Source organism: Methylorubrum subtropicum, from assembly GCF_038442325.1.
Taxonomy (GTDB): Bacteria; Pseudomonadota; Alphaproteobacteria; order Rhizobiales; family Beijerinckiaceae; genus Methylobacterium; species Methylobacterium subtropicum.
On record NZ_JBBXMW010000008.1, the window covers coordinates 156,740 to 173,329 of the forward strand.

The following is a 16,590-nucleotide window of genomic DNA, read 5'->3' on the forward strand; positions in this document are numbered from 1 at the left end:
GGATTTATTTTGCAGCGCCGTAGGGCGGTTGGGGCCTGCCTCCCTCTTCACCCCCTCCGCCATCATTCCGGGGCCGCGCAGCGGAACCCGGACCCGAAGGGGCGCGCCGGAGGCGTGCAATCCACCCGTGATGCGGAAAGCCCGGCCGAAGTCGAACCGTCGCGGCCAGTCGTGGATTCCGGGTTCGCTTCGCGCCCCGGAATGAAGGCGGGGGTGTAAAGCCCAGGAAAGCCCCTCAGGCGCTCGCCTGCGTCACGAACTTCGTCACCAGATACGCCTCGATCGCCTCCGAGCCGCCCTCGCTGCCGTAGCCGGATTCCTTGACGCCGCCGAAGGGCGTCTCGGGGAGCGCGATGCCGTGGTGGTTGATCGAGACCATGCCGGATTCGACGCTCATCCCGACGCGGGTCGCCCGCGCGCCCGAGCGGGTATAGGCGTAGGCCGCCAAGCCGTAGGGCAGGCGGTTGGCCTCCTCGAGCGCCTCGTCGTCGGCGGAGAAGCGGCGGATGGCGGCGATGGGGCCGAACGGCTCCTCGTTCATGATGCGGGCCTCAAACGGCACGTCGGTGAAGACGGTGGGCTCGAAGAAGTGGCCGCGGTTGCCGATGCGCTTGCCGCCCGTGGCAAGGCGCGCCCCCTTGGCCTCGGCGTCCGCCACGAACGCCTCCATCGCCTCGACCCGGCGGCCGTGGACCAGCGGGCCCATCCCGGTGTCGGGATCGAGCCCGTCGCCGACGACGAGGGCCTTGGAGGCCGCCACGAAGCCATCCACGAAGCGGTCGTAGACGCGCTCCTGCACGAGGAAGCGGGTGGGCGCGACGCAGACCTGGCCGGCATTGCGGTACTTGTTGGCCGACAGCACGCGCACGGCCTGATCCACGTCGGCGTCGTCGAAGACGATCGCGGGGGCGTGGCCGCCGAGTTCCATCGTCGCCCGCTTCATGTGGCGCCCGGCGAGCGCGGCGAGTTCCTTGCCGACCGCGGTCGAGCCGGTGAAGGTGATCTTGCGGATGACCGGATGCGGGATGAGATGGCCGGAGATCGCCGCCGGATCGCCGTAGACGAGGCCGAGCGCGTCAGGCGGCACGCCCGCGTCGAGGAAGGCGCGGACCAGTTCGGCGCAGGAGGCCGGGGTGTCCTCGGGGCCCTTCAGCACCACCGAACAGCCGGTGCAGAGGGCGGCCGAAATCTTTCGCACGGCCTGATTGATCGGGAAGTTCCACGGGGTGAAGGCCGCGACCGGGCCGACCGGCTCGCGGGTGACGATCTGGAGCACGCCTTCCGCGCGCGCCGGGATGACCCGGCCGTAGGCGCGGCGGCCCTCTTCGGCGAACCACTCGATGATGTCGGCGGCGACCCCGGTCTCCATGCGCGATTCGGCGAGCGGCTTGCCCTGCTCGCGGGTCATGGTGCGGGCGATGGACTCGAGGCGCTCGCGCATCAGGCTGGCGGCCCGGCGCAGCACCTTTCCGCGCTCGAAGGCCGAGACCTTGCGCCATGCGGAAAAGCCGCGCTCGGCGGCGGCGAGGGCCGCGTCGAGGTCGTCCCGCGTCGCCACCGCGACCCGGCCGATGCGCTCGCCGGTGGCGGGGTTGAGGATCGGCAGGCTCTCGCCCGCCCCGCCCCCGCGCCATTGGCCGGCGATGTGCAGCGAAACGTCGAGATCCATGGGCCGAACTCCTTGGGCAGGAACGGCTCTTATCTAGGCGAGTGGGGCTCGCTTGTGGACCGGCGCGGGCGGAAGGCTGGCCTGCGGCGGCTCAGGGACCGCTCGATGCCGCGATCCTCCCACCCTCCCCCTCATCCTGAGGTGCCGAAGCGCAGCGGAAGCCTCGAAGGAGAGCTCCAAAAGTCTCGGCGATCCCTGGAGCCCTCCTTCGAGGCTGCTTCGCAGCACCTCAGGATGAGGGGATTGGATGGGAGGGGTCGATCACGCCGCGGCGCGGCCGGCCTCCGGCCGGCTCACCACGGCGCGAGCGCCCCGGCGGGCGTGGAGCGTGGCGCCCTTGGGCACCACCTGCCAGCCGTCGCGGCAGCCGTCGATGGGCTCGGAGACGACGGTCAGCCCGCGCTCGCTCTCGCGGTAATAGAGGCTCGGCGGGCGCCCGTCGCAGGCCCAGCGGAAGGCGGTGAGGCTGTCGCCGTCGGTGAGCACCGCGGTGAAGCGGAAGGCCTCGGTGATGCGAGCCGCCTGCATCAGGTCGCGCACGGTGGCGCAGGTCGCCTCCATGGCGCCGACGGGGTCGGCCTCCAGCCCGTTGGCGAGCGCCAGCAGGAACAGGGCCTCGGAATCGGTGGTGCCGCGGCGGGTGTCGTAGAGCTCGTCCGGGATCAGCGCCTCCAGGCGCCGCTTGATCCGGTGGTAGCCGCCGATCTGGCCGTTGTGCATGAACAGGTGGCGGCCGTGGGCGAAGGGATGGCAGTTCGCCCGCGTCGTCGCGGTGCCGGTCGCCGCCCGCACATGGGCGAAGAACGTCTTGGCCCGCACCTGTCGGCAGAGGTTGACGAGGTTGTCGTCCGACCACGCCGGGCAGACGTCGCGGTAGAGGCCGGGCTCGGCGTGCTCGCCGTACCAGCCGATGCCGAAGCCGTCGCCGTTGGTCTCCGTCTTCGCCTCGGCCGCGTGCAGCGACTGGTGCACCAGCGAGTGCGTCGGCGCGCAAACGAGCTCGTTCAGGAAGACCGGCTCACCGAGATAGGCGAGAAAACGGCACATGGCGGAACGTCGGCCTCCTTTGCCTCCTGGGCCGGCTATGCAAGCCGCGGTCCGAACCGCTCCGCTCGCGTCACCGGAGTGTAACAATTTGACCGACAGGGTGAACAGTCCGTTAAGAAAGACCCTTCCGGCCGGTGCGGGGCGGGGTGACGATCCGCCCTGAACCAATCATCCGCCCACCTGTTGTCGCAGGGCAAGCATCGTCGCAGATTGAACGAGCAGCGTACCCGTCCGCGTCCCGATCCGTCCGGCGCCGCGTTCTTCCCGCGCCGGCCTCTTTGTCATCGCCAGAGGAGGCAGCATGCCCCAATCGCCATCCGACTGTCCCGTCGCGCTCGTCGTCGAGGACGACGAGGCCGCCCGCGATCTTGCCTCCGCCCTGATCGAGGAGACCGACCTCGACGTGATCGCAGTTTCGAGCGCGGAGGACGCGCTGGCGGTGCTGGAGCGGGGCGACGTGACCGTCGCGATGGTGGTGGCCGACACGCGGCTCGCGGGCAAGATGGACGGGGCGACGCTCGCCCGCACGGTCGGGGACCGCTGGCCGCAGGTGCGGCTCGTAGTGACCTCCGAGGGCAAGCCCCGCGCCGACCTGCCGCCGCGCGCCGTCTACATGAGCAAGCCGTGGCTGCCGCTGGACCTGCTGCGGCAGGCCGAGCGCGCCACCCTCACGGCCCGCGCCGCCTGATCCCGGACACGAAAAAGGCCCCGCCGATCGGCGGGGCCTTTTTCGTGTCCGATCGAGCCGGCTGGGCCGGCCCAAGAAATCTTGGGAACAAGAAATCTTAGGAAGCGGCGGCGGGCGTCGCGGCGGGCGCGGCCGGCTGCTGCGAGAAGCTCGGGGCGCCGGGGCGACGCGGGGCGCCGGTCCGGGGCTTGGGCTTCGGAGCGGCGATCAAGCCCTCGCGGATCGCGGTCTTGCGGGCCTGCTTGCGGGCGCGGCGGACGGCCTCGGCCTTCTCGCGGGCCTTGCGCACGGACGGCTTCTCGTAGGCCTTGCGCTGCTTCATCTCGCGGAAGATGCCCTCGCGCTGCATCTTCTTCTTGAGGACGCGAAGCGCCTGATCGACGTTGTTATCGCGGACGAGTACCTGCAACGGAATCAACCCCTGAGTTCTGATGTTTCGGACCGCACCGGCCTCGGATTCCCGGCTGAACCGGGAAAAAGCCGTCAGGCGCCCCGGTCCCCGGTTCCTTCCGGGGGAGGCGTCGCGACGGCGGCCGAGTCGGCGCGAATGAATGGCACCTGGGCGCGCGACTTACACGAAGCCGGCTCCGGTTGGAAGTGCACGCGGAAGACAAGGCCTCCCGAAAGTTTTTCCCCACGCAGATTTTGCGGCTTTGCCGGGTCGCTGCGGGAGGGTCGAACCCCTCCACCGTCATTCCGGGGCCGCGAAGCGGAACCCGGAATCCACGACTGGCCGCGACGGTTCGACTTCGGCCGGGCTTCCCGCATCACGGGTGGATTCCGGGTTCGCTTCGCGCCCCGGAATGATGGTGGTGGTGGAGGATCAAAAAGGCGCCCCGCCTCACGCGTGCGCGGCGACGAAGTTTCGCACGAGCGGGTAGGTCTGGCTCTCCCACTTGCGGCCGGAGAACACGCCGTAATGGCCGACGCCAGCCTGGAGATGGTGGCTCTTCATGTGCGGCGGCAGACTGGAGCAGAGGTCGTGCGCCGCCATGGTCTGGCCGACCGCGCAGATGTCGTCGCGCTCGCCTTCCACCGTCATCAGCGCGGTGCGCCGGATCGCGCCCATGTCGATCCGCTCGCCGCGGTAGGTGAGTTCGTTGCGCGCCAGCGTGTAGTCCTGGAACACGGTCTTGACCGTCTCGAGGTAGAACTCGGCGGCGAGATCCAGCACGGCGAAATACTCGTCGTAGAAGGTCTCGACGGCGCGCGCCTTCTCGGTGTCCTCCTCGACGTAGTGCCAGAACAGGTTGGCGTGCGCGTCCTGATGGCGCTTGGCGTTCATCGCCATGAAGGCCGTCACCTGCATGAAGCCGGGATAGACCCGCCGGCCCGCGCCCTTGTGGCGGCCCGAGACCGTGGCGATCAGGTTGTCCTCGAACCACTCGATCGGCTTCGAGGTGGCGAGCTGGTTCACCGAGGTCGGGCTGATGCGGCAATCGACGGGCCCGGCCATCAGCGTCATGCTGCGGGGCTGGGCCGGGTTCTTGGTATGCGCCATCACCGCGGCAGCGGCGAGCGCCTGCACCGCAGGCTGGCACACCGCCATCAGGTGGGCGCCCTCGCCGATCGCCTCCATGAAGCGCACGACGTGATCGACGTAGTCGTCGAAGCCGAAGCGGCCTTCCGAGAGCGGCACGTCGCGGGCGTTGTGCCAGTCGGTGATGTAGACGTCGTGGTCGGGCAGGAGCGTCCGCACGGTGCCGCGCAAGAGCGTGGCGAAGTGGCCCGAGAGGGGGGCGAGCAGCAGCAGCTTGGGCTGGGCGGTGTCGATGTCCTTGCGGAAGCGCAGGAGCGTGCCGAAGGGCGTGGCCAGCACCGGCTCCTCGACCACCGGCACCTCGCGGTTGCCGACGGTGACCGTGTTGATGCCGTAGGCGGGCCGCACGAAGGTGAGCCCGGCCCGCATCATCATCCGGGCGCCCGCGGACCACCATTTGGCGTTATGATGCCAGGGCGTGCGCAGCCAGGGCGCCGCCACGTCGTGGAGGAGGCTCCCCCACTGGCGGGTCTGCCGGGCGATGTCCGACTGGACATCGAAGGCTTGATACAGCATCGGGTCACACTCCCCAGCACGAACGTCCCGATGCCCGGCGTCGGCCGCGGTACTTTTTCAGTCCGCGGCCGCCGCCCCCAACGCCGCGATCTCGGACGGTCCAGGCTAAGCCGTTCGCGAAACCGCGCAACCGACCAAAAGTACACAGATGCCGCCTGTGACGTGGATGCATCACATCGCGCGGGCGCTCCTCGGGAGAACGTCCGTTCCTCGTGTCGCACGAGTGGCTTGAGCCGGGCTTGCGCCGGGCCGTGGACGCGGCCCGCCCCGTCCCTGGCAAACGGCTTGCCAAGTTGTTCGAAAAGCTTCTTGCCAAGCATTCGGCACAAGTCTTGGATCGGCCCCCACCGGGACGAAGCGGGGGACACACCATGGCCGAGGCGACGCTCACGATCTCCAGCCGGAATTATAGTTCGTGGTCCCTGCGCGGCTGGCTGCTGTGCCGGATGGCCGGGCTCGACCTCGCGGTGGAGCTGCTGCCGGGCTCCGACGCCTCGACGCGGGCGGAACTGCTCCACCTGTCGCCGTCCTTCCTCGTGCCGCGGCTCGACCACGGCGGCATCGCGGTTTGGGACGCGCTCGCCATCGCCGAATATCTCAACGAGATCAGGCCCGAGGCCGGCCTGCTGCCGGAGGCGCCGTCCGAGCGCGCCCGCTGCCGCTCGATCTGCGCCGAGATGCACGGCGGCTTCATCAACCTGCGCTCGGCGCTGCCGATGAACCTGCGCAGCCTGCACCGCGGCTTCAAGATCTTCAACGGCGCCAAGGGCGACATCGAGCGCATCTGCGCGATCTTCGAGGATTGCCTGTCGCGCTCGGGCGGGCCGTTCCTGTTCGGCGCGGCGCCGACCATGGCGGACGCGATGTACGCCCCGGTCTGCACCCGCTTCCGCACCTACGACGTCGCCCTGCCCTTCACCGCGGCGACCTACCGCGACACGATTCTGGGCTGGGACCTGCTCAACGAATGGGCAGCCCAGGCCGAGGAGGAGCCGGACGAGATCGAGGAACTCGACATGGAGTTCTGAGGGGCGGCCTCAGCCGGCCCGGGCGGAAGCGGCCAGCGGCAGCTCGATTCGGGCGCAGAGGCCCCCACCCTCGCGGTTCTCCAGGGTCAGGCGCCCGCCATGGCCCTCGACGATGGCCAGCACGATCGACAGGCCGAGCCCGAAGCCGGTGGCGGTGTCGAGGTTGCGGGCGCGGTCGCCGCGCACGAAGGGCTGGAGCATGGCGTGGCGCTCGGCCTCCGGGATGCCGGGGCCGTCGTCGAGCACCTCGACGGCGACGCCGGGGCGGCTTCCCTGCCCCGCGGGGCCCATGCGGATGCGGGCGCCGCCGCCGTACTTCACGGCGTTGTCGACGAGGTTGGTCAACGCCCGCTGCAGGTCGTCGGGCCGGCCGCGCACGAGGACGTGGCGGCTGCGCTCCAGGCTCACCGCCGCGCCGATGTCGGAGAACCCGTCGCAGACGGTCTGGACCACCGAGGCGAGGTCGATCAGTGCGGGCTCGCCCTCGATCGCGCCGCCCTGCCCGTCGCGGACGTAGGAGAGGGCGGATTCGACGAGGCCGTTCATCTGGTCGAGGTCGCGCAGCGTCATCTCGCGGGCGCGCTCGTCCTCGATGAACTCGGCGCGCAACCGCAGCCGGGTGATCGGCGTGCGCAGGTCGTGGCTGATCGCCGCCAGCATCTGGGTGCGGTCGTCGAGGAGGCGCAGCACGCGGGCGCGCATCCGGTCGAGCGCGCGCGCCAGCGCCAGCACCTCCTCGGGCCCGCGCTTGGGCAGCGGCGGCGCCTCCTCGGCGGTGCCGAAGGCCTCCGCGGCGGCGGCGAGCCCCGCGAGCGGCGCGGTGAGCGCCCGCGTCGCCCAGAACAGCAGCAGCAGCAGGCTGACGCCGAGGAAGACGAAGGTGAAGATCAGGGCGCCCTGCCCGATCGGCGGGCGCGGGTTGTCGTCCGGCAACGCCGCCCGCAGCCGGGCGCCCGCGGGCGTGGCGAGCCCGATCTGGAGGAAGCCGGATTCGTGGCCCGCGGGGGCGAGGTCGGTGAGGACGAGGCCGCGCCCGAAGCCGTCGCGCAGCCGCTCGACCAGTGGGTGGTGTTCGAGCGATGCTCCCTCCGCCCCGGCCGGGGGCGGCGTGCCGTCCCAGGGGGCGATGCGCAGGCTCGGCAGGCTGCGGGCGCCCGCGTGCAGGATCGCCTCGCGCTCGGCGGGCTCGGCGGCATCCATCAGGCGCACCACGGTCGCGAGCCGGATCGCCGCGACGCCGGGCCGCCCGTCCGCCCGCCACGGCTCGCGCAGCGCGATCACCGCGACGGTGGCGAGCACGTGGGCGGCCAGCATCGCCGCCACGACGAGCAGCGCGATCTGCCCCGCCGCGCTCTTGGGGCGCGGCCAGGACAGGAGGCGCCGCCGCGGGGCGGCCTCCGCCACGGGCACGGACACGGCGGGCGTGCGGCCGGCGCTCATGAGCGGGCGATCTCCGGGGCGAACAGATAGCCGCCGGAGCGGATGGTGCGGATGATCTCGGGGTTGCGCGGATCGCGCTCGATCTTCTGGCGGATGCGCGAGACCAGCACGTCGATGCTGCGCTCGAACGGCCCCGCCGCCCGCCCCTGGGTCAGGTCCAGAAGCTGGTCGCGCGAAAGAACCCGGCCCGGCCGCAGGCAGAGGGCGTGCAGCAGGTCGAACTCCGCCCCGGTGATCGAGAGGCGCGCGCCTTCCGGGCTCAGCACCTGGCGCAGGCCCGCATCCAGCGTCCAGCCGGCGAAGTGGAAGCGGCGCACCCCGTCGCCGTCCTGCGGCTCGGCGCCTTTCCGCCGCAGGATCGCGCGGATGCGGGCGAGCAACTCGCGCGGGTTGAACGGCTTGCCGAGATAATCGTCGGCGCCGATCTCCAGCCCGACGATCCGGTCGATCTCTTCGGATTTGGCCGTCAGCATCAGGATCGGCACCTGGGACGAGGCCCGCAGCCGTCGGCACAGGCTCAGGCCGTCCTCGCCGGGCAGCATCAGGTCGAGCACGATCAGATCGACGCGGGCATCCGCCAGCACCCGGTCCATCTCGCGCCCGTCGCCGGCGACGCTCACCCGGCACTCGTTGGCGCGCAGATAGCGGGCGACGAGCGCCGAGATCTCGCGGTCGTCCTCGACGACGAGGATGTGGGGGCTGGGGGCGTTCGCGCTCATGGCGGCAGAAGTCTTAGGCCGGCTCGGGCTCGGGCCGGAAGCGGGTGGGCGGAAGAGGATTGTAACTGGCGGTTTCGCGGGCGGTGTCGAGAGAGGTTCGGCAACAAGGTGGGGCGGGCCGCCGGTGCCGTGGGAGCGCGTGACGCAGCGGCCGCACTCGGCGTCGTGTCGGGGCATCGAGCACGGCGCATTCGCCGGCGCCGAATGTGCAGCCCACTTTTACGTCATTGACGTATATGCGTCAATGAAGTACAGGGCACCATGGCCGACCCGCTGCACACCGTCGTCGAGACCTCCGCCTACCTCGCGGCGGCCAAGCGTGTCGGGCTGACGGACGAGGATCGGACCGCCATCGTGGATCAGGTCGCAGCCGATCCCACGGACGGCGATGTGGTGCGCGGCTCCGGCGGCGTGCGCAAAGTGCGCTTCGCCGGTTCCGGGGGCTTCCGGGTCATGGCCGCCTACCTCGGCATCGACGTGCCGGTGTTCCTGCTCTCAGTCCTGGCGAAGGGGCAACGGGCGAACTTCTCCGACGCCGAGGTCGCGGCGATGCGCGCGGCGACGAAAGCGGTCAAGCAGAAGGCCAAGGAGAGAGGGTGACGATGGGCAAGAAGACCACCGACCGTCAGGTGTTCGACGACATCATGGAGGGGCTGGAGCAGGCCGCCGCGCATGTTCGCGGCGAGACCGTGCCGGGCCTCGTCGTCCACGCCCCGCGTGAAATCGACGTTCCCCGCGAGATCGATGTCGCCGCGATCCGGCGGGCGACCGCGCTCTCTCAGGACGCCTTCGCGCGCAGCATCGGCGTCGCCGTCGGCACGCTGCGGGGCTGGGAGCAGCGCCGCCGCCAACCGGAGGGACCCGCGCGGGTGCTGCTGGCGCTGATCGAGAAGAACCCGCGTCTCGTTCAGGAGACGCTTGGGGCCGGCGTTTGAGGCGATGGGGATGCGGGAGCCTTCGCGCTCATGGCGGGGTGAAGTCTTGGCGGGGTAAAGTCATGAACCTGCACGCGTCCACGCTGGAAGTTGGCGGGAGGTATGGGATTGTAAGTGTTCGTTCGGAACGGTCCGATCGAGGTGACTCGGCACCTTGACGGGCTCAGTTTCTCCCTCATATTGCGGACATGAAAGAGGCATCCCAAAGAGCCGTCTCTTTCCGAACGGAAGGTCGTCCCGATGACCGCTTCCCCCATTCCCGCCAGCGTCGCCGACCTCGAAGAGCAGCTCGCCCGCATCCGCCGCTCGAATGCCGAGACGCAGAAGTTCATCGAGGAGCAGGCGAAGCTCCGCGCCGAAGCGGCGAAGTTCGAGCGCGACCGCACCCTCGCCCCCTGGCAGATCGTGGCGACCTCCGTCGCGGCCACCGCCGCGCTGATCGGCGGCACGGCGGCCGTCGTGAAGGTCTTCTTCCCGTGAGTCCCCTCCGCCTCCGCGAGGCCTTGTCCCTGCTGCGCTGGTCGCAGCGGGGCTTGGCCGAGGCGCTGGGCTGCGACGACCGCCTCGTGCGCCGCTGGGCTTCCGGCGACGCCACCGTGCCGCCGGACGTGGCAACGTGGCTGGCCGACCTTGCCGAGGCTCATGCCCGGCGTCCGGCGCCCGAAGGCTGGCGCCGCCGCTCGGCGTGACGACAGCGGCCTGTCCGCGATTGCAGATGCAGAGTGCCCGACGATTGCCGCGTTGCGCGCCCTCGATTGCCCCTTCGCCCGCGGATTCTTATGTCGGACCACGCGCCCGGACACCCTCGGGCCCGGGAGGAGTACCCCATGCAGAGCCCGAACCGCCTCTTCGACGACGTCGCCCGGCTGTTCACCGATGCCGCCGGGGCGGCCCAGGGGGTGCGCCGCGAGGCCGAGACCCTGATCAAGGGACAGGCCGAGCGCCTGATCCGCGACATGGACGTCGCCACCCGCGAGGAGGTCGATGTCCTGCGCGATCTCGTCGCGGCCCTGCGCAGCCAGAACGACGCGCTCGCCGCCCGCGTCACCGCGCTCGAAGCCCGGCTCGGGACGGAAGCCGGCACCGCGGGCAGTACCGAAGCGGTCTGATTCTTTTGCGACCTCGTCGTCGCGGCAGAGGGAAACCGGGGGCGCTCTTCCGGATTCCCTCCCCGCGGCGGGGCCGCGATCCGCACGTCGGCGCGAGGCAACACCGTCCGGATTCGAATTTTCTTTGCACAGGAAGCAGCGGTGGAAAGCGTTCGTTGCCCACCGCTGATGCCGGGACGACGCTTTGAAGCCCGCCGGGGCTGCGGGCTATAACCGGTTTCAAGACGATTCGCCCCGTCGGGACAGACCAGCCGGACCGCGGGGGCGCCTGAACTTAGACCGACATCCTCCGCAGGACGGAGAACGACGGGACTCGTCCGGGTTCCGCCACGGCCCTGCTTTGCCCGCCGGCCCGATCGGACCCGTCCGACCGGACCGACTACTTGGATCGCCATGACCCAGCTCAGCCTCATCGAAGACAACGACCGGTCCGAGCACCCGATCGACGTGGTCGAGCGTCTCGCCTCGCTGCGCGACTGGATCTTCGACCGGATCGAGACCGACGAGATGTCGGTGTCGGTCTCGGGGCGCTGGGCCGAGTATCACGTCGCCTTCACGTGGATCGAGGAGGTCGAGGCCCTGCATGTCGCCGCCGCCTTCGACCTGAAGGTGCCGGAGCGGCGCCGCGCCGAGATGCTGCGCCTCGTCTCGCTGGTGAACGAGCAGCTCTGGATCGGCCATTTCGATCTGTGGTCGTCCGACAGCGTGGTGATGTTCCGCCACTCGCTCCTGCTCAACGACGGGCTCGCCCCGACGCAAGGCCAGTGCGCGGCGCTGATGAAGGCCTCCACCGACGCCTGCGAGCGCTACTATCAGGCGTTCCAGTTCGTGCTCTGGGCCGGCAAGTCCGCCCGCGAGGCCCTCGACGCGGTGCTGTTCGAGACCGAAGGCGAGGCTTGATCCTGTTCCGATCCGGTGGGATCGAGGGGGCATGACGGACACGCCCCTCTCGACCCTCCCCTCCCCGCTCGTCCTCGTCGGCGCCGGCAAGATGGGCGGCGCCCTGTTGCAGGGCTGGCTCGCGGGCGGGCTCGCGCCCGATGCGACGATCATCGTCGATCCGCAGCCTTCCCCCGAGATCGCCGAACTCTGCGCGACGCGCGGCATCCGGCTCAACCCGGACAGCCCTGAGCCCGCCGGCACCCTGGTGCTCGGCTTCAAGCCGCAGGGGTTGGACGCCGCGGCGCCCGCGCTCGGCCCCTGGATCACGCAGGCCACGCTCGTCGTCTCGATCCTCGCCGGCAAGACCGTCGCCGACCTGAAGCGCCGCCTGCCCGGCGCCCGCGCGGTGGTGCGCGCGATGCCGAACCTCCCCGCCAGCATCGGCCGCGGCGCCACCGGCGCGGTGGCGAGCCCCGAGGTCGATGCGGCTCAGCGTGCCGCCGCCGACGCGCTGCTCGCCAGCGCGGGAATCGTCGCGTGGCTCGATGACGAGGCCCTGATCGACGCGCTCACCGCCGTCTCGGGCTCCGGGCCGGCCTACGTGTTTCTGATGGCGGAAGCCCTGGCCGAGGCCGGGATCGCCGCCGGCCTGCCGGCCGAACTCGCCCAAAGCCTCGCCCGCGCCACGGTGGCGGGCGCGGGCGCGCTGCTCGATGCCGACCCGCGCTCGGCGGAGCAGATGCGCAAGGACGTGACCTCGCCCGGCGGCACCACCGCGGCGGCGCTCGGCGTGCTGATGCGCGAGGGCGGCCTGCCCGATCTCCTGCGCGAGGCGGTCGAGGCCAACAAGCGCCGGGCGGGCGAATTGTCCGGGTGAGCCGGACAACGCTTCAAGGCTGGGAACGCGCACCTACATGGGGGGCAAACCGAATCACGGAGCTTGATCCCATGTCCGATCCCTTGCCTGATCCCTTGGAAGAGACCGGCGAGCCCAAATCCGGTGCCCCGAAGTCCGGGGCCAAGACTGGCGGCAAGGCCGGCGCCAGGACCGGCAAGGCCAAGCAGACCGCCGCGTCCGAGGCGGCCTCCCACGCCGAGTCCCATCACGACGAGGCTCACGCCAAGCCGAACCCGCGCGAGGCCGCGGTCGAGGCGCTGATGCGGCTCGCCGCCGAGCAGCCCTGGAACGACATCGAGATCGGCGACATCGCCCGCGAGGCCGACCTGTCGCTCGCCGAACTGCGCGAGCTGTTCCCGTCGAAGGGCGCGGTGCTCGGCGGCCTGTCGCGGATCATCGACCGGGCGGTGCTGAAGGACGATTCCAGCGATCTGGCCGACGAGCCGGCCCGCGAGCGCCTGTTCGACGTGCTGATGCGCCGCCTCGACGCGATGACGCCCTACAAGCCGGCCCTGCGGCGCATCGCGTTCGCCCTGCGCGGCGATCCACTGTCGATGCTGGCGCTCAACGGCGTGGCGCTCAACTCGCACCGTTACATGCTGGCCGCGGCCGGGATCGACACCGAGGGGCCGCTGGGGCGGGTCAAGATCCAGGGCACGGTGGTGGCCTTCGCCCGCACCGTCGAGGTCTGGCTCGACGACGACGATCCGGCGCTCGCCCGCACCATGGCCAAGCTCGACCGGGAGATCCGCCGCGGCGAGACCTTCATGGAGCGCGCCGAGGACGCCCGCCGCCTCACCGCGCCGCTCCGCGCCATCGGCCGCGCCCTGATGGAGCGCCGCCCCCGCCGCGAGCACCGCGAGCGCAGCGCCGACGAGGACCCGGCGGCGGCGATCTGACGGCAGGGGCCGGGCACACCGGCCCCTGCCCGCTCCCATCCAACCCCCTCATCCTGAGGTGCCCCTTGCCTCGGCAAGGGGCCTCGAAGGAGGGCTCCAGCCCGCCGCGCGATCCCTGGAGCCCTCCTTCGAGGCCTCCGCTTCGCTACAGCACCTCAGGATGAGGGGGGTGGGTGGGATGTGAGGATCAGGCCCCCTACCCCGCCAGCGCGAAGGCCGGGTCGTCGGCAAAACTCCCGCCGGTGAGGATCGCCTGTTCGAGGCCGGAAGTGGCCGGCAGCAGGTTCTCGGCGAAGAAGCGGGCGAGCGCGATGCGGGCGGCGTGCGCCGGATCGGTCTCGCCGGCCCTCATGGCCGCGCTCGATGCGAGCCCGGCTTGCGCGAGGCAGGCCGCGCCCTGCACGAGGCCGAACAGGCGCAGATACGGCGTCGCGCCGGGCAGCGCGTCCTGCGGCCGGTTCGAGCCCAAAGCCTTCAGCAGGAAGCCGGTGGCGCGGTCGAGGCTGGAAATCCCCTCGCGCAGCCGCGCGGCGGCGTGGCCGAAGCCGGGTTGGCCGTCCTTCAAGAGGCCTTCCGCCACCCGCCGGATCGCGGCGATCTGGGCGCCGACCGTGGCGCCGCCGTTCAGCGGCAGCTTGCGGGTCACGAGGTCGATCGCCTGGATGCCGTTGGTGCCCTCGTAGATGGCGAGGATGCGCGCGTCGCGCAGGAACTGGGCCGCGCCGGTCTCTTCCACGAAGCCCATGCCGCCGTGCACCTGAAGCCCAAGCGCCGCCACCTCGTTGGCGATGTCGGTGGCGAAAGCCTTGGCCACCGGCGTCAGCAGCGAGGCGCGGTCGTGGGCCGCCCTCCCCTCCGGGCCGTCGGCGGCGTCGAGCGCCTGGGCCGTGAGATAGCAGAGGCCGCGGGCCGCCGCGGTGTAGGCCTTCATGGTCAGGAGCATGCGCTGCACGTCGGCATGCGCCGCGATGGCGCTGACGGGCACCGCCGCGCCCGGCGCCCGGCCCTGGCGGCGCTCGCGGGCGTAGTCGAGCGCCTTCTGCGTCGCGGCCTCGGCCACGCCGACGCCCTGGAGGCCGACATTGAGCCGGGCCGCGTTCATCATCGTGAACATGCAGGCCAGGCCGCGATTCTCCTCGCCGATCAGCCAGCCGATGGCCCCGCCGCCATCGCCGAAGGCCATGGAGCAGGTGGGCGAGGCGTGGATGCCGAGCTTGTGCTCGACGCCCGAGCAGCGAAGATCGTTGCGCGAACCGTCCGGCAGCCGCTTCGGCACGAGGAACAGCGAGATGCCGCGGGTGCCCGCGGGCGCGTCCCTGAGGCGGGCGAGCACGAGATGGCAGATATTGTCGGTGAGGTCGTGCTCGCCGTAGCTGATGTAGATCTTGGACCCGGTGATCTTATAGCTCCCGTCGCCGTTCGGTTCGGCGCGGGTGCGCAGGCCCGAGAGGTCCGAGCCGGCCTGCGGCTCGGTCAGGTTCATCGTGGCGGTCCACTCGCCCGACACGATCTTTTCGAGGTAGCCGGCCTTCAGCGCGTCCGAGCCGTGGGCGGCGAGCGCCTCGATGCCGCCCGCCGTCAGCAGCGGGCCGATGCCGAAGGCGAGGTTGGCTCCGTTCCACAACTCTGTGCACGCCGCCGCGATGAGGTGCGGCAGGCCCTGACCGCCATGTTCGGGCGCGGCGCGCACGCCGTTCCAGCCGCCCGCGACGAAGGCCCGATACGCCTCGCGCCAGCCCGGCGGGGTGGTGACGCGGCCCTCCGCGAACGGCGTGCCGTGCCGGTCGCCCGCGCGGTTCAACGGCGCGAGCACGTTGCCGGCGAACCGGCCCGCCTCCTCCAGGATCGCGACCGCGTCCTCGGGGGCGAGGTCCGTTCCACTCTGGGTCAGCACCGCGTCGAGCCCGGCGACGTGGCGGAGCGCGAAGGCCATCTCCTCGAAGGGGGCGCGGTAGGTCATGGGGCGTGAACCTGTGCTGGCGGCGCTTGCCGTTTGACGGCTCGCACCGGGGAGGGCTAGAGCGCATTCCGACGAAGTGGATGCCGGTTCGTCGAAAGAATGCGCGGCAAAACAGTGACCTAGAGATGCCGGCCTGATGCAATCAGGTCGGACGGCTCCAGGGCCGCTGATCCCCGACACGAGATCGTTTCCCCTCCGACATGGACGGATTCCCGTCAACCGCGACGCAACGCCTGCCCGCCGACGCGGCCGGCCTCGAACGGGCCGCCGCCTTGCTGGCGGCCGGGCGGCTCGTCGCGCTGCCGACCGAGACGGTCTACGGGTTGGGGGCCGACGCCACCGATCCGGCGGCGGTGGCCGGCATCTACGCCGCCAAGGCGCGCCCGAGCTTCAACCCGCTGATCGCGCACCTCCCGACGCTCGACGCGGCGATGGCCGAGGGCGTGTTCGACGCGCACGCCCGAAAACTCGCGAAACGCTTTTGGCCGGGGCCGTTGACCCTGGTGGTGCCGGCGGCGCCCGGCGGCACGGTCTGCGAGCTGGCCCGCGCCGGGCTCGACAGCGTGGCGCTGCGGGTGCCGGGCCATGGAATCGCCCGCGACCTCCTGGCGCGGGTCGGGCGGCCAGTGGCGGCGCCCTCGGCCAACCGCTCGGGGCGGGTGAGCCCGACGAGTGCCGACCACGTGCTGGCCGACCTCGACGGGCGCATCGCCGCCGTGCTCGACGGCGGCGATTGCCCGGTCGGCGTCGAGTCGAGCGTCGTCGCCTGCCTCGGCGGCCCGCCCCGGCTGCTGCGGCCGGGCGGCGCGACCCGCGAGGCCATCGCCGCCGTGCTGGGTTTTTCGCCGGAGACGGACGACGATCCGGGATCGCGCCCGGTCGGCCCGGGCCTGCTCGCCTCGCACTACGCCCCGCGGGCGGCGGTGCGGCTCGACGTGACCCAGATCGCCCCCGGCGAGGCGGCCCTGCTGTTCGGCGCCTTCCGGCCCGAGGGGCTGGCGCAGGCCCGCGCCGTCGAGACCCTGAGCGAGGCGGGCGACGCGGAAGAGGCCGCCGCCCGGCTGTTCTCGGCGCTGCGCCGCCTCGACGCCTCGGGCGCGGCGGTGATCGCGGTCGCGCCGATCCCGGACGCGGGCCTCGGCGAGGCGATCAACGACCGGCTGCGCCGGGCCGCCGCGCCGCGCTGAAATCTTTTTCGCAGATTCGGCAGATTCCTCGGAACCGACCGGGCCCGAGCGCATTGTCCGATCACGAAGGCCA

At 71.4% G+C, this 16,590-nt stretch carries 18 protein-coding genes; 11 read left to right on the forward strand and 7 right to left on the reverse strand.

Features of this window, described 5'->3' with window-relative positions; genetic code table 11:
• Positions 1 to 235: 235 nt before the first annotated feature.
• Both AAHG03_RS13360 and AAHG03_RS13365 read right to left on the reverse strand, forming a co-directional pair.
• Entirely contained in the window at positions 236 to 1,669 is a 1,434-nt protein-coding gene (locus AAHG03_RS13360; protein WP_342151160.1) for an NAD-dependent succinate-semialdehyde dehydrogenase, read from the reverse strand.
• A 261-nt stretch (positions 1,670 to 1,930) separates the two neighbouring features.
• The gene (locus AAHG03_RS13365) at positions 1,931 to 2,716 is read right to left on the reverse strand and encodes a class II glutamine amidotransferase (RefSeq protein WP_342151161.1); all 786 of its coding nucleotides are present in this window, start codon (positions 2,714 to 2,716) and stop codon (positions 1,931 to 1,933) included.
• Positions 2,717 to 3,017: 301 nt separating this feature from the next.
• Here AAHG03_RS13365 and AAHG03_RS13370 point away from each other — a divergent pair, with 301 nt between their 5' ends.
• Positions 3,018 to 3,404 carry a response regulator gene (locus tag AAHG03_RS13370; protein ID WP_342151162.1) on the forward strand — a complete coding sequence of 129 codons (387 nt, stop codon included), beginning with the start codon at positions 3,018 to 3,020 and terminating at the stop codon, positions 3,402 to 3,404.
• 97 nt (positions 3,405 to 3,501) lie between these two features.
• Here the strand turns inward: AAHG03_RS13370 and rpsU are convergent, their stop codons facing one another.
• Both rpsU and AAHG03_RS13380 read right to left on the reverse strand, forming a co-directional pair.
• Entirely contained in the window at positions 3,502 to 3,813 is a 312-nt protein-coding gene (gene rpsU / locus AAHG03_RS13375; protein ID WP_342151163.1) for a 30S ribosomal protein S21, read from the reverse strand.
• 432 nt (positions 3,814 to 4,245) lie between these two features.
• Complete coding sequence (locus AAHG03_RS13380) at positions 4,246 to 5,460, reverse strand: polyhydroxyalkanoate depolymerase (RefSeq protein WP_342151164.1); 1,215 nt, start codon at positions 5,458 to 5,460, stop codon at positions 4,246 to 4,248.
• Between the two features lie 371 nt (positions 5,461 to 5,831).
• On the opposite strand from AAHG03_RS13380, the gene AAHG03_RS13385 reads away from it, so the two are divergent.
• Positions 5,832 to 6,488, forward strand: coding sequence for a glutathione S-transferase family protein (locus tag AAHG03_RS13385; RefSeq protein WP_342151165.1), 657 nt, complete (start codon positions 5,832 to 5,834; stop codon positions 6,486 to 6,488).
• A 9-nt stretch (positions 6,489 to 6,497) separates the two neighbouring features.
• On the opposite strand, the gene AAHG03_RS13390 is transcribed toward AAHG03_RS13385, so the two are convergent.
• Positions 6,498 to 7,928 (reverse strand): ATP-binding protein, encoded by a 1,431-nt coding sequence (locus AAHG03_RS13390; RefSeq protein ID WP_342151166.1) that lies wholly within the window; start codon positions 7,926 to 7,928, stop codon positions 6,498 to 6,500.
• Positions 7,925 to 8,647: a response regulator gene (locus AAHG03_RS13395; RefSeq protein WP_342151167.1), complete on the reverse strand. Its 723-nt coding sequence runs from the start codon at positions 8,645 to 8,647 to the stop codon at positions 7,925 to 7,927. The genes AAHG03_RS13390 and AAHG03_RS13395 overlap by 4 nt, the downstream gene beginning before the upstream one ends.
• Before the next feature lie 261 nt (positions 8,648 to 8,908).
• Here AAHG03_RS13395 and AAHG03_RS13400 point away from each other — a divergent pair, with 261 nt between their 5' ends.
• The 8 genes from AAHG03_RS13400 to AAHG03_RS13435 all read left to right on the forward strand — a co-directional run bounded on the left by AAHG03_RS13400 (position 8,909) and on the right by AAHG03_RS13435 (position 13,370).
• Positions 8,909 to 9,247, forward strand: coding sequence for an addiction module toxin RelE (locus AAHG03_RS13400; protein WP_342151168.1), 339 nt, complete (start codon positions 8,909 to 8,911; stop codon positions 9,245 to 9,247).
• A gap of 2 nt (positions 9,248 to 9,249) precedes the next feature.
• Positions 9,250 to 9,582 (forward strand): helix-turn-helix domain-containing protein, encoded by a 333-nt coding sequence (locus AAHG03_RS13405; RefSeq protein ID WP_342151169.1) that lies wholly within the window; start codon positions 9,250 to 9,252, stop codon positions 9,580 to 9,582.
• Between the two features lie 240 nt (positions 9,583 to 9,822).
• Complete coding sequence (locus tag AAHG03_RS13410; protein ID WP_342151170.1) at positions 9,823 to 10,062, forward strand: Clp protease/crotonase-like domain-containing protein; 240 nt, start codon at positions 9,823 to 9,825, stop codon at positions 10,060 to 10,062.
• Positions 10,059 to 10,271 (forward strand): helix-turn-helix domain-containing protein, encoded by a 213-nt coding sequence (locus tag AAHG03_RS13415; RefSeq protein ID WP_342151171.1) that lies wholly within the window; start codon positions 10,059 to 10,061, stop codon positions 10,269 to 10,271. Before AAHG03_RS13410 ends, AAHG03_RS13415 begins: the two co-directional genes overlap by 4 nt.
• Positions 10,272 to 10,409: 138 nt before the next feature.
• On the forward strand, positions 10,410 to 10,691 hold the full coding sequence (locus tag AAHG03_RS13420) for an accessory factor UbiK family protein (RefSeq protein ID WP_342151172.1): 282 nt from the start codon (positions 10,410 to 10,412) through the stop codon (positions 10,689 to 10,691).
• Between the two features lie 393 nt (positions 10,692 to 11,084).
• Positions 11,085 to 11,591, forward strand: a complete 507-nt coding sequence (locus AAHG03_RS13425; RefSeq protein WP_091941058.1) for a type III secretion system chaperone family protein — start codon at positions 11,085 to 11,087, stop codon at positions 11,589 to 11,591.
• Positions 11,592 to 11,622: 31 nt separating this feature from the next.
• The gene (gene proC / locus AAHG03_RS13430) at positions 11,623 to 12,450 is read left to right on the forward strand and encodes a pyrroline-5-carboxylate reductase (protein WP_342151173.1); all 828 of its coding nucleotides are present in this window, start codon (positions 11,623 to 11,625) and stop codon (positions 12,448 to 12,450) included.
• A 71-nt stretch (positions 12,451 to 12,521) separates the two neighbouring features.
• Positions 12,522 to 13,370: a TetR/AcrR family transcriptional regulator gene (locus AAHG03_RS13435; RefSeq protein ID WP_342151174.1), complete on the forward strand. Its 849-nt coding sequence runs from the start codon at positions 12,522 to 12,524 to the stop codon at positions 13,368 to 13,370.
• Between the two features lie 196 nt (positions 13,371 to 13,566).
• On the opposite strand, the gene AAHG03_RS13440 is transcribed toward AAHG03_RS13435, so the two are convergent.
• Positions 13,567 to 15,330, reverse strand: a complete 1,764-nt coding sequence (locus tag AAHG03_RS13440) for an acyl-CoA dehydrogenase (protein WP_342151175.1) — start codon at positions 15,328 to 15,330, stop codon at positions 13,567 to 13,569.
• A gap of 200 nt (positions 15,331 to 15,530) precedes the next feature.
• Between AAHG03_RS13440 and AAHG03_RS13445 the strand changes: the two genes are divergently transcribed.
• Positions 15,531 to 16,517 (forward strand): L-threonylcarbamoyladenylate synthase, encoded by a 987-nt coding sequence (locus tag AAHG03_RS13445; protein ID WP_342151176.1) that lies wholly within the window; start codon positions 15,531 to 15,533, stop codon positions 16,515 to 16,517.
• The last annotated feature ends 73 nt before the right edge of the window (positions 16,518 to 16,590 follow it).